General features: G+C 68.7%; 22 protein-coding genes and 1 tRNA gene. 22 read left to right on the forward strand and 1 reads right to left on the reverse strand.

The annotated features are described in order from the left end of the window. Window positions 1-9 precede the first annotated feature (9 nt). The 12 genes from MLG_RS02910 (at window position 10) to MLG_RS02965 (ending at window position 13676) form a co-directional block, all read left to right on the forward strand. Window positions 10-1488, forward strand: coding sequence for a bifunctional ADP-dependent NAD(P)H-hydrate dehydratase/NAD(P)H-hydrate epimerase (locus tag MLG_RS02910; RefSeq protein WP_011628317.1), 1479 nt, complete (start codon window positions 10-12; stop codon window positions 1486-1488). Beyond that, window positions 1485-1988, forward strand: coding sequence for a tRNA (adenosine(37)-N6)-threonylcarbamoyltransferase complex ATPase subunit type 1 TsaE (gene tsaE, locus MLG_RS02915; protein WP_011628318.1), 504 nt, complete (start codon window positions 1485-1487; stop codon window positions 1986-1988). Before MLG_RS02910 ends, tsaE begins: the two co-directional genes overlap by 4 nt. Before the next feature lie 73 nt (window positions 1989-2061). Next, window positions 2062-3420 carry an N-acetylmuramoyl-L-alanine amidase gene (locus tag MLG_RS02920; RefSeq protein ID WP_011628319.1) on the forward strand — a complete coding sequence of 453 codons (1359 nt, stop codon included), beginning with the start codon at window positions 2062-2064 and terminating at the stop codon, window positions 3418-3420. A 5-nt stretch (window positions 3421-3425) separates the two neighbouring features. Further along, a complete protein-coding gene (gene mutL, locus MLG_RS02925) occupies window positions 3426-5336 on the forward strand; it encodes a DNA mismatch repair endonuclease MutL (protein WP_011628320.1) in 1911 nt (636 codons plus the stop codon). A gap of 51 nt (window positions 5337-5387) precedes the next feature. Then, window positions 5388-6293, forward strand: a complete 906-nt coding sequence (gene miaA / locus MLG_RS02930) for a tRNA (adenosine(37)-N6)-dimethylallyltransferase MiaA (RefSeq protein WP_408626110.1) — start codon at window positions 5388-5390, stop codon at window positions 6291-6293. A 135-nt stretch (window positions 6294-6428) separates the two neighbouring features. Further along, window positions 6429-6698 carry an RNA chaperone Hfq gene (hfq, locus tag MLG_RS02935; protein ID WP_011628322.1) on the forward strand — a complete coding sequence of 90 codons (270 nt, stop codon included), beginning with the start codon at window positions 6429-6431 and terminating at the stop codon, window positions 6696-6698. A 31-nt stretch (window positions 6699-6729) separates the two neighbouring features. Next, the gene (gene hflX / locus MLG_RS02940; protein ID WP_041717883.1) at window positions 6730-8028 is read left to right on the forward strand and encodes a ribosome rescue GTPase HflX; all 1299 of its coding nucleotides are present in this window, start codon (window positions 6730-6732) and stop codon (window positions 8026-8028) included. A gap of 95 nt (window positions 8029-8123) precedes the next feature. Further along, window positions 8124-9503 (forward strand): FtsH protease activity modulator HflK, encoded by a 1380-nt coding sequence (gene hflK, locus MLG_RS14650; RefSeq protein ID WP_011628324.1) that lies wholly within the window; start codon window positions 8124-8126, stop codon window positions 9501-9503. Then, window positions 9503-10399 (forward strand): protease modulator HflC, encoded by an 897-nt coding sequence (gene hflC, locus MLG_RS02950; RefSeq protein ID WP_011628325.1) that lies wholly within the window; start codon window positions 9503-9505, stop codon window positions 10397-10399. Before hflK ends, hflC begins: the two co-directional genes overlap by 1 nt. A 152-nt stretch (window positions 10400-10551) precedes the next feature. Next, window positions 10552-11757 carry an ATP phosphoribosyltransferase regulatory subunit gene (locus tag MLG_RS02955; RefSeq protein ID WP_011628326.1) on the forward strand — a complete coding sequence of 402 codons (1206 nt, stop codon included), beginning with the start codon at window positions 10552-10554 and terminating at the stop codon, window positions 11755-11757. Window positions 11758-11826: 69 nt separating this feature from the next. Next, window positions 11827-13125: an adenylosuccinate synthase gene (locus tag MLG_RS02960; RefSeq protein WP_011628327.1), complete on the forward strand. Its 1299-nt coding sequence runs from the start codon at window positions 11827-11829 to the stop codon at window positions 13123-13125. A gap of 86 nt (window positions 13126-13211) precedes the next feature. Continuing rightward, window positions 13212-13676, forward strand: coding sequence for an RT0821/Lpp0805 family surface protein (locus MLG_RS02965; protein WP_011628328.1), 465 nt, complete (start codon window positions 13212-13214; stop codon window positions 13674-13676). Between the two features lie 45 nt (window positions 13677-13721). Here MLG_RS02965 and MLG_RS02970 read toward each other — a convergent pair. Further along, a tRNA-Leu gene (locus MLG_RS02970) sits at window positions 13722-13808 on the reverse strand. A 196-nt stretch (window positions 13809-14004) separates the two neighbouring features. Here MLG_RS02970 and rnr point away from each other — a divergent pair. From rnr to radA, 10 genes are all read left to right on the forward strand, one after another. Next, a complete protein-coding gene (rnr, locus tag MLG_RS02975) occupies window positions 14005-16281 on the forward strand; it encodes a ribonuclease R (protein ID WP_011628329.1) in 2277 nt (758 codons plus the stop codon). After that, window positions 16278-17018 (forward strand): 23S rRNA (guanosine(2251)-2'-O)-methyltransferase RlmB, encoded by a 741-nt coding sequence (rlmB, locus tag MLG_RS02980; protein WP_011628330.1) that lies wholly within the window; start codon window positions 16278-16280, stop codon window positions 17016-17018. Before rnr ends, rlmB begins: the two co-directional genes overlap by 4 nt. Before the next feature lie 141 nt (window positions 17019-17159). After that, window positions 17160-17519 carry a 30S ribosomal protein S6 gene (gene rpsF / locus MLG_RS02985; protein ID WP_011628331.1) on the forward strand — a complete coding sequence of 120 codons (360 nt, stop codon included), beginning with the start codon at window positions 17160-17162 and terminating at the stop codon, window positions 17517-17519. Window positions 17520-17528: 9 nt separating this feature from the next. Next, window positions 17529-17870, forward strand: coding sequence for a primosomal replication protein N (gene priB / locus MLG_RS02990; RefSeq protein WP_011628332.1), 342 nt, complete (start codon window positions 17529-17531; stop codon window positions 17868-17870). A 5-nt stretch (window positions 17871-17875) separates the two neighbouring features. Beyond that, a complete protein-coding gene (gene rpsR, locus MLG_RS02995) occupies window positions 17876-18100 on the forward strand; it encodes a 30S ribosomal protein S18 (protein WP_011628333.1) in 225 nt (74 codons plus the stop codon). A gap of 20 nt (window positions 18101-18120) precedes the next feature. Continuing rightward, entirely contained in the window at window positions 18121-18999 is an 879-nt protein-coding gene (locus MLG_RS03000; protein ID WP_011628334.1) for a YybS family protein, read from the forward strand. 40 nt (window positions 19000-19039) lie between these two features. Next, window positions 19040-19492: a 50S ribosomal protein L9 gene (gene rplI, locus MLG_RS03005; RefSeq protein WP_011628335.1), complete on the forward strand. Its 453-nt coding sequence runs from the start codon at window positions 19040-19042 to the stop codon at window positions 19490-19492. A gap of 104 nt (window positions 19493-19596) precedes the next feature. Further along, complete coding sequence (gene dnaB / locus MLG_RS15060; protein WP_011628336.1) at window positions 19597-23742, forward strand: replicative DNA helicase; 4146 nt, start codon at window positions 19597-19599, stop codon at window positions 23740-23742. A gap of 34 nt (window positions 23743-23776) precedes the next feature. Beyond that, on the forward strand, window positions 23777-24874 hold the full coding sequence (alr, locus tag MLG_RS03015; protein WP_011628337.1) for an alanine racemase: 1098 nt from the start codon (window positions 23777-23779) through the stop codon (window positions 24872-24874). A gap of 35 nt (window positions 24875-24909) precedes the next feature. Then, on the forward strand, window positions 24910-26265 hold the full coding sequence (gene radA, locus MLG_RS03020) for a DNA repair protein RadA (RefSeq protein ID WP_011628338.1): 1356 nt from the start codon (window positions 24910-24912) through the stop codon (window positions 26263-26265). Window positions 26266-26462 lie beyond the last annotated feature (197 nt).

Here is a 26462-nt window from a genome sequence, read left to right on the forward strand (position 1 = left end):
ACTGGGGGCATGAATACACTACCGGAATACCTCTACACGCCGGCCCAGGTCCAGGAGCTGGACCGCCGGGCCATTCAGGATCACGGCCTACCCGGGTTGTCGCTGATGGAGCGCGCCGGCCGCCGGGGCTGGGAAGTGCTGCTCAAGCACTGGCCCCACGTGCGCCGCCTGCGGGTGCTCTGCGGCGGGGGCAATAACGGTGGCGACGGCTACGTGGTGGCGCGGCTGGCCCGGCGCGCCGGCCTCGGTGTGCGCCTGCAGGCCCTGTCCGACCCCGACCGGCTCAACGGCGATGCCGCTACCGTGGCGCGCCGCTTCCAGGAGGAGGGGGGGCAGATCGAGTCCTGGGATCCGACCGGCCTGGCGGACGAGGACGTGGTGGTGGACGCCCTGCTGGGCACCGGCCTGGACCGGCCGGTGGAGGGGCGCTACCGGGAGGCGTTGCAGGCGCTGAAGGCGGCCGGCGTGCCGGTGCTGGCCATCGACGTGCCCTCGGGGCTCAACGCCGGCACCGGTGCCGTGATGGGGGAGGCGGTGGAGGCGCACTGCACGGTGACCTTCATCGGTCTCAAGCCGGGGCTGCTCACCGGCGCCGGCCCGCAGTGTGCCGGCACCCTCTACTTCGACGACCTGGGTGTGCCGCCGGAGATCTACCAGGATATGGCCCCGGTGGCGGGTCTCTGCCGCGATGAGCTGTTGCGCCGGTGCCTCGGCCCCCGCCCGGCCCATGCCCACAAGGGCCAGTTCGGCCACGCCTTGGTGATCGGCGGTGATCTGGGCATGGGTGGTGCGGCGCGGATGGCCGGCGAGGCGGCGGGCCGCACCGGGGCGGGGCTGGTCAGCGTGGCCACCCGCCCGGCGCACGTCGCCGCCCTGCTGGCCGCGCGCCCGGAGCTGATGGTCCACGGCCTGGACAGCGCCGAGGGCCTGGCGCCGCTGCTGGAGAAGGCCACTGCCTGGGCCCTGGGGCCGGGGCTGGGGCAGGGGCCGTGGGGGCGCGCGCTCTGGGAGGCGGCGCTGCGGACTGAGCACCCCTGCGTGCTCGATGCCGATGCCCTCAACCTGCTGGCCGCCGACCCGCGTCCCTGCCCCAACGCCCTGCTCACCCCCCACCCGGGCGAGGCGGCCCGGCTGCTGGGTGTGACCCCTGCCGAGGTGCAGGCGGATCGGCTGGCCGCGGCCGACGCGCTGGTGGAACGCTACCGCGGGGCAGTGGTGCTCAAGGGCGCCGGCAGTGTGATCGCCGCCCCGGGGGCCCTGCCGCGCTTGGTCACCGCCGGCAATCCGGGGATGGCCAGCGGCGGCATGGGCGATGTCCTCACCGGGGTGGTGCTCGGGTTGCTGGCACAAGGCCTGTCCGCCGTGGAGGCGGCCGAATTGGGGGCGCTGGTGCATGCCCGCGCCGCTGACCGGGCCGCCCGGGCCGGGGAGCGCGGGCTGCTGGCGGGCGATGTGCTGATGGCCCTGCGTGCCGAGGTCAACCCGTGAGTGCGCTTACCACCCTGTCGTTGCCGCTTCCCGACGAGGAGGCCACCCGCGCCCTGGGCGCGGCGCTGGCCGAGACGGTGCCCGCCGGGCTGGTCTGTCTTTACGGCGAACTCGGTGCCGGCAAGACCACCCTGGTGCGCGGGCTGCTCCGGCACCTGGGGCACGCCGGCGCGGTCCGCAGCCCCACCTACACGCTGGTGGAGAGCTACCAGCCGGGAGGGCGCCGCGTCCACCACCTGGACCTCTACCGGCTGGGCCACCCGGAGGAGCTGGAGTTCATCGGCTTGCGCGACCTGCTGCAGCCGACCGATACGGTGTTGGTGGAGTGGCCGGAGCGGGGCGAGGGGGTGCTGCCGAGCCCTGTGCTCTCTATCACGCTATCCCACACCGGCACCAGCCGCGAGGCGCGGCTGGAGCGGGGCGCGGGGGGGCAGGCGGTGGACCTGATAAAGGTTCACCTGGTTTACCAGGAGTTTTCTGCAACACACCATTCTGACTGAAGATTCCCTTGAAAAGTGCCTGGGGGTGTGTCTTACTGAAGGGCGTACCACCTCTACTTTCAGGCGCTGTCCCATGTCGTTGCCCAATCCGTTGCAATGGTCGATCATTATCGGGCTCCTGCTGCTCTGCCATTCGGCGCTGCTCTCGGCGCAGACCGAGGTCAGCGGCGTGCGTGCCTCCGACTCCGGGGACACCACCCGGGTGGTCTTCGATCTGGGCGGGGCGGTGGAGCACAAGGCCTTCACCCTGGCCGATCCCCATCGGGTGGTGATCGACATCCGCGGCGCCCGGGCCGCCAGTGACCTGACCCTGACCGGGCAGGGCGTGGTCGAGCGCCTGCGCTCGGGCGCCCGGGGTGATGGCGACCTGCGCCTGGTGCTGGACCTTACCGAACAGGTGCGCCCGCGCACCTTCCTGGTGGCCCCCGGCAACGGTCGCGGACACCGGCTGGTGGTGGACCTCGAGCCCCACGGTCGGCGCGATGCCGAGTCCGCCGGGCGCTCGGCCGATTCCCAAAGCCGTTCCGGAGCCCGTGCCGAGCCCACCCGTTCGGTGGGCAACGGTACGCGCCAGCGGGACCTGGTGGTGGCCATCGATGCGGGCCACGGCGGGGTGGATCCGGGCGCCATCGGCCCCGGCGGCACCTTCGAAAAGGACATCGCCCTCCAGGTCGCACGGCGGCTGGCCCGGCTGCTGGAGGACAAGCCCGGTCTCCGGCCGCTGATGATCCGCGATGGCGATTACTACATGGGGTTGCGTGACCGGACCCGAAAGGCGCGCGAGAACAACGCCGATCTGTTCGTCTCCATCCATGCCGATGCCCTGGATGATCGCCGGGTGCGCGGCAGCTCCGTCTACGTGCTCTCCGAGCAGGGCGCCACCTCGGAGGCGGCGCGCATGCTGGCGCAGCGTGAGAACGCCGCCGACTTTATCGGCGGCGTCTCGCTCAAGGACAAGGACGACATGGTCGCCTCGGTGCTGGTGGATCTCTCCCGCGCAGCCACGGTCGAGTCCAGCCTGGAGCTGGGTGACAAGGCCCTGGAGGAACTGGGCCGGACCAACCGCCTGTTGCGCGGCCGGGTTGAGCAGGCGGGCTTCGCCGTGCTCAAGAGTCTGGATATGCCCTCCATGCTGGTGGAGCTGGGCTTTATCTCCAACCCCGAGGAGGAGCGCCTGCTCAGGCAGGCTGAACACCAGCAGAACCTGGCCCGGGCCCTGGCGCGGTCCATCGAGCGCTACGCCGAGGACGTCATGCTGCCCGAGCTGCGTATGGCCGGGGACGAGGCCGGGGGGCAGGAGTACGTGGTCCGTCGCGGCGATACCCTCAGCGCCATTGCCCAACGGCACGACGTCAGCGTCGGCCGGCTGCGCGCCGCCAATGATCTCAACGGCGACAACATCGTGGTGGGCCGTACCCTGGTGATACCATAGGGTCAATGGTCAGGCCCATACAGCAACTGCCCCTGCAGCTCGTCAACCAGATCGCCGCCGGCGAGGTGGTGGAGCGCCCGGCGTCCGTGCTCAAGGAGCTGGTGGAGAACAGCCTGGATGCCGGTGCCCGGAGCCTTGCGGTGGAGTTGGAGCAGGGCGGCAAGCGCCTGATACGGGTGCGCGATGATGGCAACGGCATCCCCCGCGAGCAGCTCGGCCTGGCGCTGCGGCGCCACGCCACCAGTAAGATCACGTCGCTGAGTGAGCTGGAGCAGGTGGTCAGTCTGGGGTTTCGCGGTGAGGCGCTGCCGAGCATCGGTGCGGTCTCCCGGCTCCGGCTGATCTCCCGGCCGCCCGGGGCTGAGCACGCCTGGGCGGTGCGCACCGATGGCGACAGCGAGCCCGCCGGGCCCGAGCCGGCGGCGCATCCGCCGGGGACCACCGTCGAGGTGCGTGACCTTTTCTTCAACACCCCCGGTCGACGCAAATTCCTGCGCACCGACCGCACCGAGTTCAGCCATGCCCAGGAGGCCCTGCGGCGCCTGGCGCTGGGGCGCTTCGACGTGGCCTTCCGGCTGCAGCACAACGGGCGCACCGTGCTCGACCTGCCGCCGGCCGGTGACCGGGCCGGCGCCGAGCGGCGGCTGGGTGAGCTCCTCGGTGAGGGCTTCCTGGGTGAGTGTATCCACCTGGAGTGTGCCGCCGCCGGCCTGAAGCTGAGCGGCTGGCTGGCGCTGCCCACCTTTTCCCGCAGCCAGGGGGATCTGCAGTATTTCTATGTCAACGGCCGCATGATCCGCGATCGCATGGCCGGCCACGCCCTGCGTCGGGCCTACGCCGACGTGCTCTACCGCGACCGCTTCCCCGCCTACCTGCTCTACCTGGACCTGGACCCCGACCGGGTGGACGTGAACGTGCACCCCACCAAGCACGAGGTGCGCTTCCGCGACAGTCGGTTGGTCTATGATTTTCTGTTCCGACAGGTGCGGGAGGCGCTGGCTCGCGTCAGCCCTGCTACGGCGTCCGGGGTGCAGCCACCGCAGGGGTCGGTGGCGTCGGCCGAGGGGCCGCGCAGCTTGGCCGCTGCCGCGGGGGAACGGTGGGGTGGGGCCGCACCAGCCGCTGGCGCCGCGCCAACGGCCCGGCGATCGCCACACCAGCACGGCCTGGGGTTGCCGCTGGAGGAGGCCCGGTTGCTCTATGGCGAGCGCAGCAAGGCGCACGCGGCCGGCCCGGCCGTCGCGTCTCCCTCCGGCGTCGTCCGGGACGCACCTGCCGGGGAGGCCGTCGCGTGTGAGACCGGAGGTGCGGGCGATCCGACGGAACGGGGTGGCCCGCCGCTGGGCCACGCCCTGGCCCAGGTCCATGGGGTCTACATCCTGGCCCAGAACGACCAGGGCCTGGTCTTGGTGGACATGCATGCCGCCCATGAGCGGGTGGTCTACGAACGCATGAAGGCGCAACTCTCGGGCAGTGGCATCGCCAGCCAGGCCCTGCTGATGCCGGAGGGGCTGAGCGTGACGCCGGCGGAGGGCGAAGAGGTGGAGCGCGCCGGCGAGCGTTTCCGGCAACTGGGTTTTCAGGTGGACCGGGTGGCCCCGGACCGGGTGCTGGTCCGTGCGGTGCCGGCCCTGCTGGCCAATGCCGAGCCGGTCGCGCTGGTGCGTGACGTGCTGGCCGACCTCCGGACCCAGTCGCGTAGCCGCCAGGTGGAGGAGGCGCTGAACCACGTCCTGGCCACCATGGCCTGCCACGGTTCCGTGCGCGCCAACCGGCGGCTGACCCTGCCGGAGATGGACGCGCTGCTGCGCGAGATGGAGGCCACCCCGAACAGCGGCCAGTGCAACCACGGCCGGCCGACGTGGACCGTGCTGGATATGGACGCCCTGGACCGGCTGTTCATGCGGGGGCAGTGACCGGTGAGCCACGCCGTCCGTCAGCCGGGCACGCCCCCGGTGCTCTTCCTGATGGGGCCGACCGCCACCGGCAAGACCGATTGTGCCGTGGCCCTGGCCCGGCGGCTGCCGGTGGAGATTATCAGCGTGGACTCGGCGCTGGTCTACCGGGGTATGGATATCGGCACCGCCAAGCCCTCCGCGGCCCTGCTGGCGGAGGTCCCTCACCGGCTGATCGATATCCTCGATCCCAGCGAGGCCTACTCCGCGGCCCGCTTCCGTGCCGATGCGTTGGCGGCCATCCATGAGATCCACGCTGCGGGCCGAGTGCCGCTGCTGGCCGGTGGCACCATGCTTTACTTCCGTGCCCTGGAGCACGGTCTGTCAGAGCTGCCGGAGGCCGACCCGGCCCTGCGCCGGCGGCTGGAGGGCGAGGCGGCCGCCCACGGCTGGGGTGCGCTGCACGACCGCCTGGCGGCTGTGGACCCGGAGGCGGCGGCCCGCATCCACCCCCACGACGCCCAGCGCATCCAGCGGGCGCTGGAGGTTTGGGAACTTACCGGCCAATCCCTGTCAGAACTACAGAGGGCCGGGCGGCAGCGGCTGCCCTGGCCCATCGGCAAGTGGGTGCTGATGCCGGAGTCACGGGGCGAACTGCACCGGCGTATCGCCCGGCGCTTCGACCAGATGCTGGCGCAAGGCTTCATCGACGAGGTGGCGGCCCTGCGCCAGCGGCCGGACCTGCATCGGGCGCTGCCGGCGATGCGCTCGGTCGGCTATCGCCAGGTCTGGGATTACCTGGACGGGTGCTATGACCGGGAAACGCTGCGCGAGCGCGGCATCGCCGCCACCCGCCAGTTCGCCAAGCGCCAGATCACCTGGCTGCGGCGGGAGCGCGGTGTGACGGCTTGGTTGACGCCGGAACAGGCCCGCGACGGACTGCCCGAGCGGGTCGGCCGTTTCCTGTCGGGCGGTTGATGCGGTCGCGTGATGGAAGGCCTGTGATAGACTTTGGACAGTACTGAATTTTGGGGCATGCCCGAATTTTTTGGGCGGGTAATTTGATCGACCGGCGCAAGCCCGGACAACAAGAAAGGTTTAGGAGTCAAGCTGATGGCCAAGGGGCAATCGTTACAGGAACCGTTCCTGAACGCACTGCGCAAGGAAAAGGTGCCGGTATCCATTTATCTGGTCAATGGGATTAAACTGCAGGGGCAGATTGAATCGTTCGACCAGTTCGTGATTCTGCTCCGTAACAACGTCAATCAGATGGTGTACAAGCACGCCATCTCCACCGTCGTTCCGGCTCGCAACGTGCGCACCGCGCCGCCGGTCCCGACGGAGACCCACGCACAGTCCAGCGAGGAATTCGGCAATATCTGAAGCCACCCCCACAAACACGGCCCCTGCGGCCCTGTTCGAGCGCCCCGAGGGGGGCGAGCGGGCGTTGCTCATCCATCTGGACCTGGACGGTGACCCGCGGGATACCCTGGATGAGTTCCAGGCACTCGCTGAGTCGGCCGGGGCCGAGGTGGTGGACGCGGTCCGCCACCGCCGGCACAGCCCGGATCCCCGTTTCTTTTTGGGGCGGGGCAAGGTCGAGGAACTCGCCGCGCGTATCCCCGCGGAAGGGATCGACCTGGTCCTGATCGACCACGCCATCAGTCCGGCGCAGGAGCGTAACTTGGAGCGGGCGTTCCGCTGCCGGGTGCTGGACCGTACCGGCCTGATCCTCGATATCTTTGCCCAGCGGGCTCGCTCCCATGAGGGCAAGCTGCAGGTGGAGTTGGCCCAGCTGCGCCACATCGCCAGCCGATTGGTCCGCGGCTGGTCGCACCTGGAGCGCCAGAAAGGCGGGATCGGCCTTCGCGGGCCGGGTGAGACCCAGCTCGAGATGGACCGGCGCATGCTCGGCACGCGCATCAAGCAACTGGAGCGCAAGCTGGAGAAGGTGCGCCGCCAGCGCGCCCAGGGCCGGCAGGCGCGTCGGCGCCAGGAGTTTCCGGTGGTCTCGCTGGTCGGCTACACCAACGCCGGCAAGTCCACGCTGTTCAACGCCCTGACCGGTTCCGGCCTCTACGCCGACGACCGCCTTTTCGCTACCCTGGACACCACCCTGCGACGGCTGGAACTCCCGGACGGCCAGCCGGTCATACTGGCGGATACGGTCGGTTTTATCAGTGACCTGCCGCACGGCCTGGTGGCCGCCTTCCGCTCCACTCTGGAGGAGGTGGGTGAATCCGATCTGCTGCTGCATGTGGTGGACGCAGCCGATCCGGATCGCCGAGAGCACGCGCGCCAGGTGCAGCAGGTACTGGCCGACATAGGCGCCAGCGAGGTGCCGGTGTTGACGGTGTACAATAAGGCCGACCTCTGCCAACACCCGGTCGGTATCCTCCGCGACGACCGCGAGGCCCCCGAGGCGGTCTGGGTGTCGGCGGCCGCGGGCCGCGGGCTCGACGAGCTTGAGGAGGCCGTGGCCGAGTGCCTGGGCGGTGGCCGCGTACGGGGCCGCGTGCGGCTGCCGGCCCACCAGGGGCGGCTGCGGGCCCGGTTCTATCAGCTCGGCCAGGTCCTGGACGAGCGGGTGGAGGAGGACGGTGTGATCGACCTGCTGGTGGACCTGCCCCGGCGCGAACTGGACCGGTTGCGGAGCAACGAGGGGCTTACAGCGCCCCTGGAGACTGAGACTGCGCTACACGACCCATCCTGAACCCCGCCTTGCGGGAACAGCGACGCTCTCATTACAATCATCGGTTGCGCTTTGCAGCGCAGGCGGATCCAACCTTTTAAACCACGGAGACATCCATGGCGTGGAATGAGCCAGGTGGCGGTAACCGCGATCCCTGGGGTGGCGGCAACCGCGGTGGCGGGGGCGGCGACAACCAGGGGCCGCCCGACCTCGATGAGGCCATCAACAAGGTGCGCGACAAGGTCACCCAGCTTTTCGGTGGCAAGAAGGGCGGCGGTGCCGGCAACGGCGGCGGTTCCGGTCAGGGCTTCAAAGGGCCTGGCGCCAAGGGTATTGCCCTGCTTGGCGGTCTGGTGATCGCCGGTTGGCTCGCCTCCGGTATCTATATCGTGGACGAGGGGCAGCGTGGGGTGGAGCTGACCTTTGGTGCCAACACCGGCGTCACCCAGCCCGGTCCGCACTGGCACTTCCCGCGTCCCATTGGCAGCGTCGAGCGGGTGGACGTCTCCGAGGTGCGCACCATCGAGATCGGTTACGAGTCCATGGGCGAGCGGACCCGATCGGTGCTGCGCGAGGCCCTGATGCTCACCCGGGACGAGAACATCGTGAACCTCAAGGTGGCGGTGCAATACCGGGTGAGCGACCCGGCCAACTATCTGTTCAACTTCCGCTTTCCGGATGACACCCTGAAGCAGCTCGCGGAGAGCGCGTTGCGCGAGGTGGTGGGTAAGGCCGAGGCGCCCGAGGACGTGGAGATCGGCCCGGGGGAGGACTTTGGCCAGCTCGCCGATGAACTGGCCGATCAGCTTACCGAGGAGGAGTTGCAGGCGCTGATGACGGGGGCCGACGAGACGGCCCGCGCCCACATCACACCGCTGGAATGGGTGCTCACCCAGGGCCGTGCCCAGGTGGCGGATGAGTCGGAGCGGCTCATTCAGGAGGCGCTGGACCGCTACCAGGCCGGGATCACCCTGGTCCGGGTCGCCATCCAGGACGCCCAGCCGCCGGAAGAGGTGCAGCCGGCCTTCGCCGACGCCATCCGTGCCCGCGAGGACCAGCAGCGCACCATCAGCCGCGCCCGTGCCTATGCTAATGCACTGCTCCCGCGTGCCGAGGGTCAAGCGGCCCGCCAGCGGGAGGAGGCCCAGGCCTACCGCGATCAGGTGATCGCACGGGCCCAGGGTGAATCCGAGCGCTTCACCGCCCTGCTTAACGAGTACGAGCGGGCGCCGCAGGTGACCCGCCAGCGGCTCTACCTGGAGACCATGGAGCGGGTGTTGGGCAACAGCAGCAAGATCATGATCGATGTCGAGGGTGGTCAGCCGCTGATGTACCTGCCGCTGGACCGTATGATCGACCGGCGTGGCGTCGAGCAGGACGGGGAGGACAACGACGAGGCGCGCGACCTGTCCATGGCCCCGCCGCTGGGCGGCCGGGACGCGGTCACGCCCACCGAGCGCGCGCGTGACTCGCTGCGGACCCGGGAGGTGCGCTGATGAATCAGATGATTAAGTCGGTATTGATACCGGTTGTGGTGGTGGCCGCCATCCTGGCCTATTTCTCCGTGTTTACGGTGGACGAGCGGGAGTTCGCCCTGAAGTTCCGCCTGGGTGAGGTCGTGCGCGATGACTTCGAGCCCGGGTTGCACTTCAAGCTGCCCTTCGTCAATAACGTGCGCAAGTTCGACCGCCGGGTGCAGACCCTGGACGCCGAGCCGCAGCGCTTTCTCACCGCGGAGAACAAGAACCTGATCGTCGACTCCTTCGTGAAGTGGCGGATCAGTGATCCCACCCGGTTCTATGTCTCGTTTGCCGGTGGCGACTTCCAGCGTGCCAACTCACGGCTGCGCGAGATCGTCCAGCAGGGGCTGCGCGACGAGTTTGGTCAGCGCACGGTGGAGAACGTGATCTCCGGCGAACGCGTCGAGATCATGGAGATCCTGCGCGAGCGGTCCGCGGAATCGGTCGAGGACGTGGGGATCGCGGTGCTGGATGTGCGGCTCAAGCGCATCGACCTGCCGGAGGACGTCAACGAGTCCATCTTCCAGCGTATGGCGGCTGAGCGTGAGCGTGTGGCCCGCGAACTGCGGGCCCTTGGTGAGGAGGCGGGCGAGCGTATCCGCGCCGATGCCGACCGCCAGCGCACGGTCATCCTGGCCGAGGCCTATCGTGATGCCGAGCGCCTGCGTGGTGATGGTGACGCCCAGTCGGCCGCCATCTACGCCGCGGCGTACAACGACAACCCGGAGTTCTACGCCTTCCACCGCAGCCTGGGGGCCTACAGTCAGACCTTCCGGAGCAAGGAGGACATGCTGGTGCTCTCACCGGACAGTGAGTTCTTCCGGTACTTCAACACCAACGGTCTGGAACTCCCCTTAGGGGCCGATGAGTGAACCCCGCGGCGTCTTCCTAAAGGCGAGCTTTCGACTAAAGCCGGGCCGGGCCGTAAGGCCCGGCCTTTTTTATGACAGGCAAACGGGTATCATGCTCAGCGAACGTGCGGACCTGTACCCTGCCGTCTTTTTCCGGAACTGAAGGACTTCCCATGAGCGATTCCGCCTTCAGCAAAGACAACCGCTGGTTGCTGCCCGAGGGTGTGGACGAGCTGCTGCCCCCCAGGGCCGCCCAGATGGAGACCCTGCGCCGGCAACTGCTGGACCAGTTCGGTGCCTGGGGCTACGAGCTGGTGATGCCCCCCTTCATCGAATACCTGGACTCGCTGCTCACCGGCACCGGGCACGACCTGGATGTGCAGACCTTCAAGCTCACTGACCAGCTCACCGGTCGGTTGATGGGCGTTCGCGCCGACATCACCCCGCAGGTGGCGCGCATCGATGCCCACCGCCTGCGCCGTGAGGCGCCCTCGCGGCTCTGCTACATCGGCAGCGTCCTGCACGCCCGGCCCGAGGGCATCTCCCGGTCGCGCAACCCGGTCCAGGTGGGCGCCGAGTTGTTCGGCCACGCGGGGGTCGAGAGCGACATCGAGATCATCAGCCTGGCGGTGGCGAGTCTGCGCACGGCCGGCGTCGCCCAACCCCACCTGGACCTGGGCCATGTGGGCATCTTCCGCGGTCTGGCCCGGGCCGCCGGCTGCACCCCCGCGCAGGAGGGGGCGCTGCTGGAGGCATTGCAACGCAAGGCGGTGGCGGAGATCGATGAGCTTCTCGACGAGGCCGCGATCGACCCGCACTTGCGCCGGATGCTGCGGGCCCTGCCGCAGCTCAACGGCGGCCTGGAGGCCCTCGACCATGCCGGCGAGGTATTGGCTGAGGCGCCTCAGGGGGTCCGCCAGGCGCTGCGCACCCTCTGGGGCGTGGCCGCCGGCCTGGAGCGTCGTCTGCCCGATTTGCCGTTGCACTTCGATCTCGCCGAGCTGCGCGGCTATGGCTACCACACCGGCATCGTATTCGCCGCCCTGGTGCCCGGATATGGCTCTGAGGTGGCGCGTGGCGGCCGCTACGACGACATCGGACGGGTGTTCGGAAATCCCCGTCCGGCCACCGGCTTCAGCGCCGACCTGCGGACCCTGGTCCAGGTCGCCGACGGGCAGCCCGCGGTTCCCGCCGGTAAGGGGGTGCTGGCGCCGTGGGGTGACGAGCCGGACCTGATCAAGGTCATTGAGGCCCTGCGCGCCGAGGGCGAACGGGTGGTGCAGGAGCTGCCCGGCCAGCAGGGCGGTGCGGCCGCCCAGGGCTGCGACCGCCGGCTGCAGCAGGACGACGGCGGTGGTTGGGTCACCCGGCCGCTGTAAGGGCCGGCGGAGTGCCCGGCAGGGCGGAGACACACTTAAATTCCCAGTAATTCAAACGACGGCAAGGCAATGGCAAAGAACGTAGTAGTGGTCGGCTCCCAATGGGGCGATGAGGGCAAGGGCAAGGTGGTGGACCTGCTCACCGAGCACACCGGGGCGGTGGTGCGTTTCCAGGGCGGGCATAACGCCGGGCACACGCTGGTGATCGACGGCGAGCAGACCATCCTGCACCTGATCCCCTCCGGCGTCCTGCGCGAGGGGGTGCAGTGCCTGATCGGCAATGGGGTGGTGCTGGCCCCGGATGCCCTGCTGGAGGAGGTGCAGGAGCTGGAGGGCAAGGGGGTGCCGGCCCGCGAGCGCCTGCGTATCAGCCCGGCCTGCCCGCTAATCCTGCCCTGCCACGTGGCCCTGGACAAGGCCCGGGAGGCCGCGCGCGGTCAGGCCCGGATCGGCACCACCGGGCGGGGCATCGGGCCGGCCTATGAGGACAAGGTCTCCCGCCGCGGGATCCGCGTGGCCGACCTGTTCCACCGGGAGCGGCTGGCGGCCAAGCTCGGTGAGCTGCTGGATTACCATAACTTTGTGCTCCAGCACTATTTTCACGAGCAGCCCATCGATTTCCAGGACGTCCTGGAGCGCTGCCTCACTTATGCGGACGAGCTGCGTCCGATGGTGGCGGATATCGGCCAACTGCTGCAGGAGCACATGGACGCTGGGCGCGACCTGCTGTTCGAGGGCGCCCAGGGCACCCTGCTCGACATCGACCACGGCACCTACCCCTTCGTGACCTCCTCCAACACGGTGGCCGGCGCCGCGGCCACCGGGACCGGGATCGGTCCGCGCGATCTGCATTACGTGCTGGGTATTACCAAGGCCTACACGACGCGGGTGGGCTCCGGGCCGTTCCCCACCGAGCTGGAGGACGAGATCGGTGACCTGCTGGGCGAGCGCGGGCGGGAGTTCGGGGCCACCACCGGGCGCAAGCGCCGGTGCGGCTGGTTCGATGCGGTGGCCCTGCGGCGGGCCGCGCAGATCAACAGCCTGTCCGGGTTGTGCATCACCAAGCTGGATGTCCTGGACGAGCTGGAGACCCTGCGTATCTGCATCGGCTACCAGTGCGGTGACCAGCTCTGGGAGAGCCTGCCGCCCGGGGCGGAGCTGTTGGCCGACTGCGAGCCCCAATACATCGACCTGCCGGGCTGGCAAAGCAGCACCCTGGGGGTGCAGCAGTGGGATGATCTGCCGGAGAACGCCCGGGCCTACCTGCGCAAGCTCGAGGAACTGATCGGGGTGCCGGTGGCGATTGTCTCCACCGGGCCCGATCGCAAGGAGACCATCGTCCTGCAGAACCCCTTCGAGTCGGCCTGAGTCGGGGCACGCCCCGCAAACTGAACGGCAGCCCCCAACGCCTTGTCCAATCGATATGACCGTCAGCAAGTTGGGGGGTCTACATCATGATCAAGGCAATTCGCGCACTTGCCGTGGCGCTTGTGACCGCGCTGTTTTTGGCGGGTTGCGCCCAGCACGGTGGTCCGACGCAAGAGCAGGCTGGCGCCGTTGTGGGCGGTGCACTGGGTGGCTTGTTGGGAGCCCAGGTGGGCGGCGGTTCGGGGCGAACAGCGGCGATTATCGCCGGCACCCTGGCCGGGGCCGCCATCGGTGGCAACATTGGGCGGACCATGGACGAGGTGGATCGGCAGCGGACAGCGCAGGCACTGGAAACCCAGCCCGATCACCGGACCAGCCGCTGGCAGAACCCCAATACCGGCCATGAGTATGCCGTCACGCCCGTCTCGACCCGCGAGACCGGGGGGCGCCCCTGCCGGACGTTTGAGACCGAGGCGATCATCGACGGTCAGCGGGAGACCGTGACCGGCCAGGCCTGTCGCACGGCCGACGGCCGCTGGGAGATTCAATAACCACAAAAAAGGCCGGACCCCTTCGGGCCCGGCCTTTCGCGGTGTTGGTGCCGAGGAGAGGACTTGAACCTCCACGGGGTTACCCCCACCAGCACCTGAAGCTGGCGCGTCTACCAATTCCGCCACCTCGGCGTGTCGTGGCGAGCTGCGTCACCACCGACTGGGCGCAAACTATACGGATCGGGCCCGGTGTCGTCAACACTTTTCCAGCCCTTTTCCGGGCCGCCATGTTTGCAATGCCCCCGACAGGGCGTATCCTTCGGCCCATCGACACGGGTCCGGCTGACAAGCCGCTGACCCCACTTAAGAACAGGACAACAGAGACCGAATGGCAAAACGCAAACGCAGCAAGCTACCCGAGCAGGACCCTTACCTCGATCGTGAGCGCCAAAAATACGACCGCCCGGTGCCCAGCCGGGAATACCTGCTGGAGGTGATCGGGGCCCATGGCCGCCCCTTCACCCGCCAGGAGCTGGCCGATCTGCTCGAACTGAACGACCCCGAACAGCAGGAAGGGCTGCGTCGGCGCCTGCGCGCCATGGAGCGCGACGGGCAACTGGTGCGCAACCGCCGGCGCGGCTATGTCATCGTTGACAACCGCGACCTGGTGCGCGGCCGCATCCAGGGGCACCAGAACGGCTCCGGCTGGCTGCGCCCGGACGATGGCAGTCCCTGGGTCTATCTGCCCCCCAGGCAGATGAAGGCCCTGATGCACGGCGACCGAGCCATCGCCCGGGTGGTGGGCCTGGGTGAGGACAAGCGCCCCGAGGGCGAGCTGGTGGAGGTGCTGGAGCGCGCCAACAGCCGGTTGCTGGGCCGCTACTTCGAGGAAAGCGGCATCGGCTTCGTGGTGCCGGAGAACAAGCGCATGAGTCACGACATCATCGTGCCGGCCCACGAGGGCGCCGATGCGGTGAGCGGGCAGATGGTGGTGGTCGAGATCCGCTCCCAGCCCACCGAGCGGCGCCAGCCCATCGGCCAGGTGGTGGAGGTGCTCGGGGAGCACATCGACCCCGGCATGGAGATCAAGGTCGCCGCCGAGACCTACGGCATCCCCGTGGAATGGCCGGAAGCGGTGGATGCCGAGACCGCTCACCTGGGCGAGGAGGTGCCCGAAGCGGCCAAGGCCGACCGGGTCGACCTGCGCAACACACCGCTGGTCACCATCGACGGTGCCGACGCCCGGGACTTCGATGACGCCGTCTACTGCGAGCCCACCCCCAGCGGCTGGAAGCTCACCGTGGCCATCGCCGACGTCTCCCATTACGTCCGCCCAGGCGCTGCCCTGGACGACGAGGCCCGGAACCGCGCCACCTCGGTCTACTTTCCGCGCAACGTGGTGCCCATGCTGCCCGAGGTGCTCTCCAACGGGCTCTGCTCGCTGAACCCGAAGGTGGATCGGCTGTGCATGGCCTGTGAGATGCTTATCGACCGCAACGGCGAGATCAAGCGCTCACGCTTTCTGCGTGGGGTCATGCGCTCGCACGCCCGCTTTACCTACGAGCAGGTCTGGGGGCTGCTCCAGGGCGACGACCCGGAGGGCGCGGCGGAGCACGCCGAACTGCTGCCCCATCTGCACCACCTCTACGAGCTGTACGGCGCCCTGCGCCAGGCGCGGGAGCGGCGCGGTGCGATCGACTTCGAGAGCAGTGAGGCCGATATCGAGTTCGATGATCAGGGCCGGATCGTCAACATCGCGCCCACCCGGCGCAACGACATCCACAAGCTCATCGAGGAGTGCATGATCGCAGCCAACGTCTGCGCCGCCCGTTTCCTTGAGCGCCAGCGGATCGGGGGGCTTTACCGGGTGCACGACACCCCGCCGGAGGACCGGCTGCTGTCGCTGCGCGAGTTCCTCAACGGCATCGGCCTGCCCCTGGGCGGCGGTGACAAGCCGCGGGCGGCGGACTACGCCGAGGTGATGCGCAAGGTGCAGGACCGGCCCGACCGCCACCTGATCGAGACGGTGATGCTGCGCTCCATGCAGGCCGCCGACTACCGGCCGGACAACTCCGGCCACTTCGGCCTGTCGCTGGATGCCTACGCCCACTTCACCTCCCCCATCCGCCGCTACCCGGACCTGATGGTCCACCGCGCCATCGGCCACATCCTGGACGGCGGCAAGGGGAGCGACTACCCGGTGCGCCACGATGAGCTGGTGGCCCTGGGCGAGCACTGCTCCACCTGCGAGCGCCGCGCCGACGATGCCACCCGCGACGCGCTGCTGACCCTCAAGTGCGAGTACATGCAGCAGCACCTGGGTGACGAGTTCAACGGCGTCATCTCCGGGGTCACCAGCTTTGGCCTGTTCATCGAACTGGAGGACCTGTTCGTGGACGGGCTGGTGCACGTTACCCAGCTTGAGAGTGATTTCTTCCACTTCGATCCGGCCAGCCACCGCCTGGTCGGCGAGCGCACCGGCAAGGCGTACCAGCTCACCGACCGCGTCCGGGTAAAGATCGCCCGGGTGGACAAGGACGAGCGCAAGATCGACTTTGCCATGGTGGCCCACCCGCTGGATGCCCAGGGCAACCCCCTGCCCGGAAGCGAGCAGGGCGGCAGGGGCAAACAGGGCGGGCGTAAGCGGAGGAGCCGCCGGCAGTGAGCGAGCCGGAGCTGCTTTACGGCCTGCACGCGGTGCGGGCCGCGGCGGCCTGTGATGCCGATGCCATCGAAGCGGTCTGGGTGGAGAAGGGCCGTCGCGACGCCAAGCTGGTCCGGGTGCTCCGCAGCCTGGAGGGGCGCGGCCTGCGTATCCAGCGTGTCTCCCGCAAGCAGCTCGACGAGCTGACCGAAGGCGGGGTGCATCAGGGGGTCGCGATCCGCTATCGCGGCCCCCGGCCGCTGGACGACAATGACCTGGACGCCTGTCTGGACGGATTGTCCGGGCCCGCTTTCCTGCTGGTGCTGGACCAGGTGCAGGACCCGCACAACCTGGGGGCCTGTCTGCGCAGCGCCGAGGCCGCCGGGGTGCACGGGGTGATTGCGCCGCGCGACCGGGCCGCCGGTCTCACCCCGGTGGTCCATAAGGTCTCCAGCGGTGCGGCGGCGCGGGTGCCGTACTTTCAGGTCACCAACCTCGCGCGCACCCTGGCCGGGCTGCGCGACCGCGGTATTTGGCTGGTGGGCGCGGCCGGCGAGGCCGGGGCGGCGCATTGGGAGGCCGACCTCACCGGTCCGCTGGCCCTGTGCATGGGGGCCGAGGGCAGGGGCCTGCGGCGACTCACCCGCGAGGCCTGTGACCTGCTGGTGCACATCCCCATGGCCGGGCGGGTGGAGAGCCTGAACGTCTCCGTGGCCACCGGAGTGGTGCTCTGGGAGGCCCTGCGCCAGCGGCGTTGAATCTTTTGATCTTTCCCGGTACCCCGATTATACTTGCCGGCTTGTCAAAACCTTGCCTTACGGCCCGTTGATGATCGCACCGGGCCGAAGGCTGTTCAGGCCCGCGGGGGACCGTGGGCCGAATACCCGAAAGGAGTGAGCATGCGACACTACGAGATCGTCTTCATGGTCCATCCGGACCAGAGCGAGCAGGTGCCCTCGATGATCGAGCGTTACACCGGTATCGTCGAGTCCAACGGTGGCAAGGTGCACCGTCTGGAGGACTGGGGCCGCCGGCAGCTCGCCTACCCCATCAACAAGCTCATCAAGGCCCATTACGTCCTGATGAACGTCGAGTGCGGCAAGGACGAGCTGGACGAGCTGGAATCGCTGTTCCGGTTCAACGACGCCGTTATCCGCAACATGGTCCTCGGTCGCGACGAGGCCGTCACCGAGCCGTCCCCGCTGGCCCGCAGCCAGGAGAAGGACGAGGAAGAGGGCGGCCGCACGGCCGAGGCCTAAGGGGTCGCCGTGTCTGACGGGCAGACCAGCAACCGGGTGATCTTCACCGGGGTGCTGGTGGACCGGGTCAGCCTGCGCGAGTCCCCCGCCGGCATCCCCATCGCCCGCTTCGCCCTGGATCACCAGTCGGCGCAGAGCGAGGCCGGGGTGCCCCGCAGCCAGATGCTGCGGGTGGGGGTCAGGGCCGCCGGCAAGGCGCTCTGCCAGGGGCTGGACCGCCTGCCCGCCGGCACACCGCTGGAAGTCCGGGGTTACCTGGCGCGCAGCGATCAGCGCGAGGACTACAAGCTGATCCTCTGCGCCAAACGGATCACCCGGCTCGATACCACCGAAGAATCTCATCAGGAGTAATCGACATGGCACGCTTTTTCCGCCGCCGCAAGTACTGCCGTTTCACCGCCGAGGGTGTGAAGGAGATCGACTACAAGGATCTCAACACCCTGCGCAACTACGTCACCGAGACCGGCAAGATCGTCCCCAGCCGGATCACCGGCACCAGTGCCCGTTACCAGCGCCAGCTGGCCCGGGCCATCAAGCGGGCCCGGTACCTGGCCCTGCTGCCGTACACCGATCGCCACTGAGCCGCTCACGGCCGATAGCTATGCGCGCTCTCGCTGAGTTCGTGATGCGCGGGCGCTGGCAGGCGGTGGCCGTCGCGGCCGGCGCCGGCCTGGTGCCGTTGCTGGGCTGGCTGGGTGCCGCGGTGCTGGCGCTGGTGACCCTGCGGCGCGGGATCGGTGACGGGGTCGGTGTGGCCCTGCCGGCGCTGGCCGGGCTGGGCGCCGTCTACTGGCTGCTTATGGGCACGCCGGCGCCGGCCTTGCAGATGGCCATTGAGCTCTGGGCGCCGGTGCTGCTGCTGGCCTTCTGGCTGCGGCGTACGGTCTCGTTGGCCATCGCCCTGCAGATCCTGGGCGTGCTCGGGGCCCTGGCGGTGGTCGCGCTGCACCTGATGCAGGCGGATCTGCACGCCTACTGGCGGGAGGTCATGGAGGCCGTGCTCGGCGGTGTGCCGCAGGACGATGCCACCTGGCAGATGTTCGACGAGAACATGCTACCGCGGATGACCGGCTTCTGGGCCGTGGGGCTCATGGGGGCGGCGCTGCTGGCACTGCTGCTGGGCCGCTGGTGGCAGGCACTGCTGTACAATCCGGGCGGCTTCCAGGCCGAATTCCACGGTCTGGATATCGGTCGTGAGGCGGGTATCCTGGCCCTGGTCCTGGTGGCCGCGGGCATGTTCACCGGGGTCGGGCTGATGGCCGATCTGGCGTTGGTGGCCAGTGCCCTGTTCGCGGTGCAGGCCATGGCGCTGACCCACGCCTACGTCAAGGCACGGGAGATGAGCGTGGCCTGGCTGGTGGCGGCCTACTTGATGATGCCGCTGGTGTTTCAACTGGTGGCGCTGGTCGGCATCGCCGATGCCTTGTTCAAGTGGCGCCGCCGGCTGGGCGATCCGAATCAGAACGATTACCCGGGCTGAATGCACGGGTCTACATTCCGACTGTCGAGGTCTGAGAACGATGGAAGTCATACTGCTGGAAAAGGTGGCCAACCTGGGTGATCTGGGTGATCGCGTGAAGGTCCGCCCGGGCTACGGCCGCAACTACCTGGTGCCGCAGGGCAAGGCCAAGCCGGCCACCAAGGAGAACATCCGCTACTTCGAGGAGCGCCGTGCCGAGCTCGAGCGCCAGGCCCAGGAGGCGCTGGCCGCTGCTGAGGCGCGCAAGGAGCAGCTCGAGGGGCTTACCGTCACCATCAGTGCCAAGTCCGGTGAAGAGGGCAAGCTCTTCGGCTCGGTGGGCACCCAGGATGTGGCCGACGCCATTACCGCCGCCGGCGTCGAGGTGGCGCGCCGCGAGGTGCGGATGCCCGAAGGCCCGATCCGGGTCACCGGCGAGTACGAGCTGGAGCTGGGTCTGCACACCGACGTCACGGCGCTGGTCAAGGTGGTGGTGCAGTCCCAGGAGGCGTAAGCCGGGTGTGCCGCCGTCCGCCGGTTTCGTGGGGGGTGCAGTGCACGGCTGCGCCCTCGGAGTGTTCGCGTTAACCTGCCGTTGACGGCAGTCCCGGCGGTGATATGGCCCAGACGGAATCCAGCTCGGCAGCGACAGACGCGCTCAAGGTTCCGCCTCACTCCATAGAGGCGGAACAGGCCGTGCTCGGCGGCCTGATGCTGGATAACAACGCCTGGGACCAGGTGGCGGACCGGGTCACGGAGGAGGACTTCTACCGCCGTGACCACCGACTGATCTGGCGGGCCATCGCCACCCTGGCCGACGAGGGCCAGCCGGTGGATGCCGTCACCATCTCCGAATGGCTCAAGAACCACGAGCTGCTCGAGGCCGCCGGCGGCATGGGCTACCTGGGGGCGCTGGCCAGCGACACCCCCAGCGCCGCCAACATCAAGGCCTACGCCGACATCGTCCGCGAGCGCTCGGTGATGCGCCAACTGATCCGCGTTGGCACCGACGTGGTGGACAGCGCCTTCCAGCCGGAGGGACGCGACAGCAAGACGCTGCTGGACGAGGCCGAACGCCGCATCTTCCAGATCGCCGAGCAGACCGGCCGCCACAAGCAGGGCTTCCGTGGCCTGAAGGAACTGCTGCCCGGCGTGGTCGAGCGCATCGACCAGCTCTACCGCCAGGACGGCGAGGTCACCGGCCTGGCCACCGGCTTCGACGACTTCGACCGCATGACCTCCGGCCTGCAGAACGGTGATTTGGTCATCGTGGCGGGAAGGCCGTCGATGGGCAAATGCATTATGGCCGGCTCCCGGCTGGTGGACCCGCGCACCGGCGGCAGGGTCACCATCGATGAACTGGTGGCACGGCAGGAGGCAGAAGTCCTGACACTGGGCGACGACTTCCGCCTGGGGATGGCCCGCCCCGCCGCCTTCGTCGATGATGGCATCAAGCCGGTCTATCGGGTGCGCACGGCCAGCGGTCGTGAGATCGCCACCACGCTGACCCATCCCTTCCTGACCGGGGACGGCTGGCGCCCGTTGAGCGAAATCGGTGTCGGCGAGCACGTGGCGGTCCCGCGGCGCATCCCGGTATTCGGTCGGGAACGGCTGCCCGAGCATCAGGTGAAGCTCCTAGCCTACTTCCTGGGGGACGGGGGGACCACGCAGACCAGCCCCCTGTTCACCAATGCCGATGAGCGAGTCCGGGGAGACTTCACCGACGCGGTGACGGCTATGGGTGGGGTGCGCTGTGTCCCGGTGGGCTCCCCGGGGCGCACGCCGTCATTGCGGGTCAGCCGGTGTCGCACGGCGCTCCAATCCGGTCGGGATGTCTTCGCGAAAGCGCTCAAGGGCGCCATGCAGCAGCTTCAGCTCACCGGTGAGGCGCTGGCCGACGCCTTGGGGGTCAGTAAGGCGGCGGTCAGCGGTTGGATCAATGCCCGGACCGTTCCGGCACCGGCGACCTATCAGAGACTCTGTGCCACGCTGGCATCCAGTGGCCAGGCGCTTCCGGGGACGGACTACGCGGATATCGGGAAGAACAGCCCGAATCCGGTGGCCGCTTTCCTGGACCGGCACCGGCTTTGGGGCAGGCTGGCGACGGAAAAAGCCGTTCCCGAGGTGGTCTTCCGCTTGAAACGCGGGCAACTGGCGCTGTTCCTCAGCCGGCTCTTTGCCTGCGATGGGAGCGCGTTTGTTCAGGGTAACGGCCAGGCCCGGATCAGTTACGCCACCTCCAGCCGTGCCCTCGCCAGGGACGTCCAGCATCTGCTGCTGCGCTTTGGCATCCTCAGCAAACTGCGGGAGAAGCGAAACCGGTACCCCGGGCTGCAACACGCGCCCTGGGAGCTTGAGGTGATGGACCAGGCCAGCCTCCGCGCCTTTTGCGAGGAGATTGGCATCTTCTCCAAGGAGGAGCAGGTCAGGGGCGTGCGCGAGGCCCTGGCGGGAAAGCGGCGACACAACAACGTCGGTGGCTTGCCCTGGTCGGTGAGCCGCTACGTGCTCGCCGCCAAGGGGGAGCGGAGTTGGGGCGACATCTACCAGGCGGCGGGCCGGGTGTTGCCAGAGGGTTTCAACGCGCACCTGACCGGTCGCAGCGCTCGCCGTCTTTCTCGCCACCGCGCCAGTGAACTGGCTGACCTGCTGCAGGACGACTACCTGGCCCGGCTCGCCACCTCTGATCTGCATTGGGACGAGATCGTCGAGATCGAGTACATCGGCGCGCACCAGGTCTACGACCTGACCGTGGACGGTACCCACAACTTTGTCGCCGAGGATGTCTGCGTCCACAACACCACCTGGGCGATGAACATCGTCGAGCACGCGGCGATGAAGCAGGAGGCGCCCACGGCGGTGTTCAGCATGGAGATGCCCGGTGACTCGCTGGCGATGCGTATGCTCTCGTCGCTCGGCCGGGTGGAACTGCAGCGCATCCGTTCCGGCCGGCTGGAGGACGACGACTGGCCGCGCCTCACCTCCACGCTCAGTCTGCTCTCCCAGGCCAAGCTGTTCATCGACGACACCCCGGGGCTGTCCCCCTCCGAGATGCGCGCCCGGGCCCGCCGGCTCAAACGGGAGCACGGCCTGGGGCTGATCGTCATCGACTATCTGCAGCTCATGCAACTGCCCGGGGCGAAGGAAAACCGCGCCCAGGAGCTCTCCGAGATCTCCCGCTCGCTCAAGGGGCTTGCCAAGGAGCTGGACGTTCCGGTCATCGCCCTGTCCCAGCTCAACCGTTCGCTGGAACAGCGCCCCAACAAGCGCCCGGTTATGTCCGATCTTCGCGAATGCGTGACCGGCGATACCCGCGTGCTTCTCGCGGACGGCCAACGGGTGCCAATCCGCGATCTGGTGGGGCAGACGCCGGAGGTCATCTCGGTCAATGCAGAGGGCAGGTTGGAGCCGGCCAAAACGGACTTGGTCTGGTCCGTTGGCGTAAGGCCATTGCTCCAGGTCAGGTTGGCCAGTGGCCGTACGATCCGCTGCACGCCCGAACATCGGCTTCGCGGGCTCTGGGACTGGAAAGAAGCGCGTGATATCCGTGTGGGGGACCGCCTGGGTATTGCGCGGGAGCTCCCGGCCCCGAAAGTAACCAAGCGATGGGCAGAGCACGAACTCGTGCTGCTCGCGCACCTTGTCGGGGACGGCAGCTATATCAAGGGGCAGCCGCTGCGATACACCACCGCAAGTGAGGCCAACAGCGAGGCGGTGTCGCGCGCGGCGGAGGCTATGGGAAGCACGGTCACGCGTCACCCCGGACGCGGACAATGGCATCAACTGGTCATCAGCGGCAACGGCAACCGGTGGCACCCCCAAGGCGTTGGCAAATGGCTCAAGCAGCTGGGGGTGTTCGGCCAGCGCTCGCGTGAAAAGCATCTGCCCCAAGAGGTGTTTCAACTCGACAACGACCAACTCGCGCTCTTCCTGCGCCATCTCTGGGCAACGGACGGGAGTATTACGCAGGGAAGCGCTGGCCGTCCGCGGATCTACTTTTCCACCGCTAGTCGCCACCTGATCCAGGATGTGGCTGCGCTGCTGCTCCGTTTCGGCATTGTGGGGCGGACAAAGCACATCACCCACGGTGACGGCGAGGGCTGGTTCACCCTGGATATCTCCGGGGCGGTGCAGCAGCAGCGGTACCTCGAAAAAATCGGTGCGTTTGGCCACCAAGCGCATAACGCCCGGCGCGCCCTCCAGCACCTCCGTGGATTAGTAGAGAATACCAACGTGGATACCTTGCCGGAGGAGGTCTTCAACTACATCCGGGAGCGGATGAGGGAAGAGGGAATCACCCATCGGCAGATGGCGGCGCTCCGTGGAACGGCTTATGGCGGATCAGCTCATTTCACGTTCTCACCGTCCAGAGAGACGCTTTTGAGCTACGCCGATATTCTGAATGACCAGCGCCTCCGCATGTTGGCCAACCAGCACGTGTTCTGGGATCGCGTCGTCTCCGTCGAGCCGGCCGGAGAGGAAGAGGTCTTTGACCTGACGGTGCCTGGCAATGCGTGCTGGCTTGCGGATGGCATCGTCAGCCATAACTCCGGCGCGATCGAGCAGGATGCAGACGTCATTGTCTTCATCTACCGGGACGAGGTGTACAACCCGGATACGCCGGAGAAGGGCGTGGCGGAGATCATTATCGGCAAGCAGCGTAACGGCCCCATTGGCACGGTGAAGCTCACCTTCCTGGGCCGGTTCACGCGCTTCGAGAACCACATCGAGGAATACTACCCCGGCGGCGGGTTGCCCGAATGAGCCGGCACCACGGCGGGGCAGGGAGGGGGCGCTGATGCGCGGTGAGGCCAGACCCACCCGGGCACGGATTCGACTGGAGGCCCTGCGCCACAACTACCGGCTGCTGCGCAGCAGCGCGCCCGGCGCTCGGGTAATGGCGGTGATCAAGGCTGATGGCTACGGCCACGGAATCGACCGCGTAGCCCGCACGCTGGCCGGCGAGGCGGACTGTTTTGCGGTCAGCGGCGTGGACGAGGCAATGCCTATCCGCGCGGCCGGGGCCACCCAGCCGGTGGTGCTGCTGGGCGGCTTCTTCGCCGCCGCCGAGATCCCCCTGCATGTCCGCGAGGGTTTTCAGCCCGTCGTCCACTCCTGGTGGCAGGTGGAGGCGCTGGCCTCGGCCGGCCCTCACGAATCGCTCGATGTCTGGATCAAGGTCGACAGCGGGATGCACCGCCTGGGCTTTCTGCCCGGTGAGGTGGCCGAGGTGCACCGCCGCCTTACCGCGCTGCCCAACCTGCGCCAGATCGGTTTCCTCACCCACTTGGCCGAGGCCGACGACCGTGACAGCCCGCGCACCCTGGAGCAACTGCGGGTCTTCGACCAGGCCTGTGCCGGCCTGCCCGGGCCGCGCAGCGCCGCCAACTCCGCCGGCACCCTGGGCTGGCCCGCCGCCCACTACGACTGGGTGCGCCCCGGTATCTCGCTGTATGGCGCCTCGCCCTTCATCGACCAGGGCCGTCCTCGGCCCGACCTGCGCCCGGTGATGACCCTGGAGAGCGGTCTGATCAGCGTCAAACGGCTGCCCGCCGGGGCCCCCATCGGCTATGGCAGCACCTGGCGCTGCCCCGAGGCCATGCCGGTGGGGGTGGTCGCCATCGGCTATGGCGACGGTTATCCGCGCCACGCCCCGTCCGGCACCCCGGTGCGGGTGGACGGAGTGGAAAGCCAGCTCCTGGGCCGGGTCTCCATGGACCTGATCACCGTGGACCTGCGCCCCTGCCCGGAGGCCCGGCCGGGCGCACCGGTGGTGCTTTGGGGCGACGGCCTGCCGGCGGAGACCATCGCCGAGCGGGCCGGCACCATTGCCTACGAGCTCTACTGTCAGGTCACCCCGCGTGCCCCGCGCCAGGTGGTGGCCCCGACCCGCTGATCCATCCCCCGTATCGGAATCCGGGAAGGACATCCATGGCCCGCACCAAGACCGAATTCGTCTGCACCGCCTGCGGCGGCGTCACCCCCAAGTGGCAGGGGCAGTGCCCCGACTGCGGGGCCTGGAACACCCTGGAGGAAACCACCCGCGCGCCCACCGCCCCCGGTAAGGGCCGCGCCGGGCTCGCCGCCCGCTCCACCGTGCAGACCCTGGACCAGGTGTCGCTGGAGGAGGAGGCCCGACAACGCACCCATTCGACAGAGCTGGACCGGGTCCTCGGCGGCGGCCTGGTCAACGGCGCCGTGGTCCTGCTCGGCGGTGACCCCGGTATTGGCAAGTCCACCCTGCTGTTGCAGACCCTGTCCAACCTCGCCCGCGACCACGCCGCCCTCTATGTCACCGGGGAGGAGTCGCTGCAGCAGGTGGCCCTGCGCGCCAGCCGGCTGGGTCTGCCCCGGGACCGGCTGGAGGTGCTGGCCGAGACCAGCGTGGAGGCCATGCTGGCCACCGCGGAAGCGCGCCGGCCCCGGGTCATGGTGGTGGACTCGGTGCAGACGGTGTTCACCGAGGCGTTGCAGTCCGCCCCCGGTTCCGTCTCCCAGGTGCGCGAGTCCGCCGCCCAACTGGTGCGCTACGCCAAGCGCAGCGGCACCGCGCTGTTCCTGGTGGGGCACGTGACCAAGGAGGGGGCGCTGGCCGGCCCGCGGGTGCTGGAGCACATGGTGGACACGGTGCTCTACTTCGAGAGTGATTCCGGCAGCCGGTTCCGCCTGCTGCGTGCGGTCAAGAACCGTTTCGGCGCGGCCAACGAGCTGGGGGTGTTCGCCATGCTGGAGGAGGGGTTGAAGGAGGTGCGCAACCCCTCGGCCATCTTCCTCTCCCGCCACGAGGAGGCGGTCCCCGGCAGCCTGGTCACCGTGACCCGGGAGGGCAGCCGCCCACTGATGGTGGAGGTGCAGGCCCTGGTCGCCGACAGCCCCTTGAGCAACCCGCGCCGGGTGGCCGTGGGCCTGGACGGCAACCGGCTGTCACTGCTACTGGCGGTGCTGGCCCGCCACGGCGGGGTAGCCCTGCACGGGCTGGATGTCTTTCTGAACGTGGTGGGGGGCGTGCGGGTCAGCGAAACCGCCAGCGACCTGCCCGCGGTGCTGGCGGTGCTCTCCAGCCTGCGCGACCGGCCGCTGCCGCTGGACACGGTGGTGTTCGGGGAGTTGGGCCTGTCCGGCGAGATCCGGCCGGTGCCCAATGGCGAGGAGCGCCTCGTCGAAGCGGCCAAGCACGGCTTCCGCCGCGCCGTGGTACCGCGCAAGAACCGGCCCAGGAAGCCGCCCGAGGGGCTGGAGGTCATCGGCGTCGAGCGCCTGCAGGAGGCGATGGAAGCGGTCTTCTGACCGACCCCGCCCCGGGGTCAGGGGCGGCCCCTCCGTGGCGCCCCCACCGTCACTGCGAGCGGGGACCTCCCCCACTGCCACTGCGAGCGGGGACCTCCCCCACCGTCACTGCGAGGAGGCGAAGCCGACGTGGCAGTCTACCGCCCTGGATCGCCACGGGCCTTCGGCCCTCGCGATGACGGGGGAAAGCCTTCGGC

This window comes from Alkalilimnicola ehrlichii MLHE-1 (assembly GCF_000014785.1).
In the GTDB taxonomy this organism is placed as follows: domain Bacteria; phylum Pseudomonadota; class Gammaproteobacteria; order Nitrococcales; family Halorhodospiraceae; genus Alkalilimnicola; species Alkalilimnicola ehrlichii.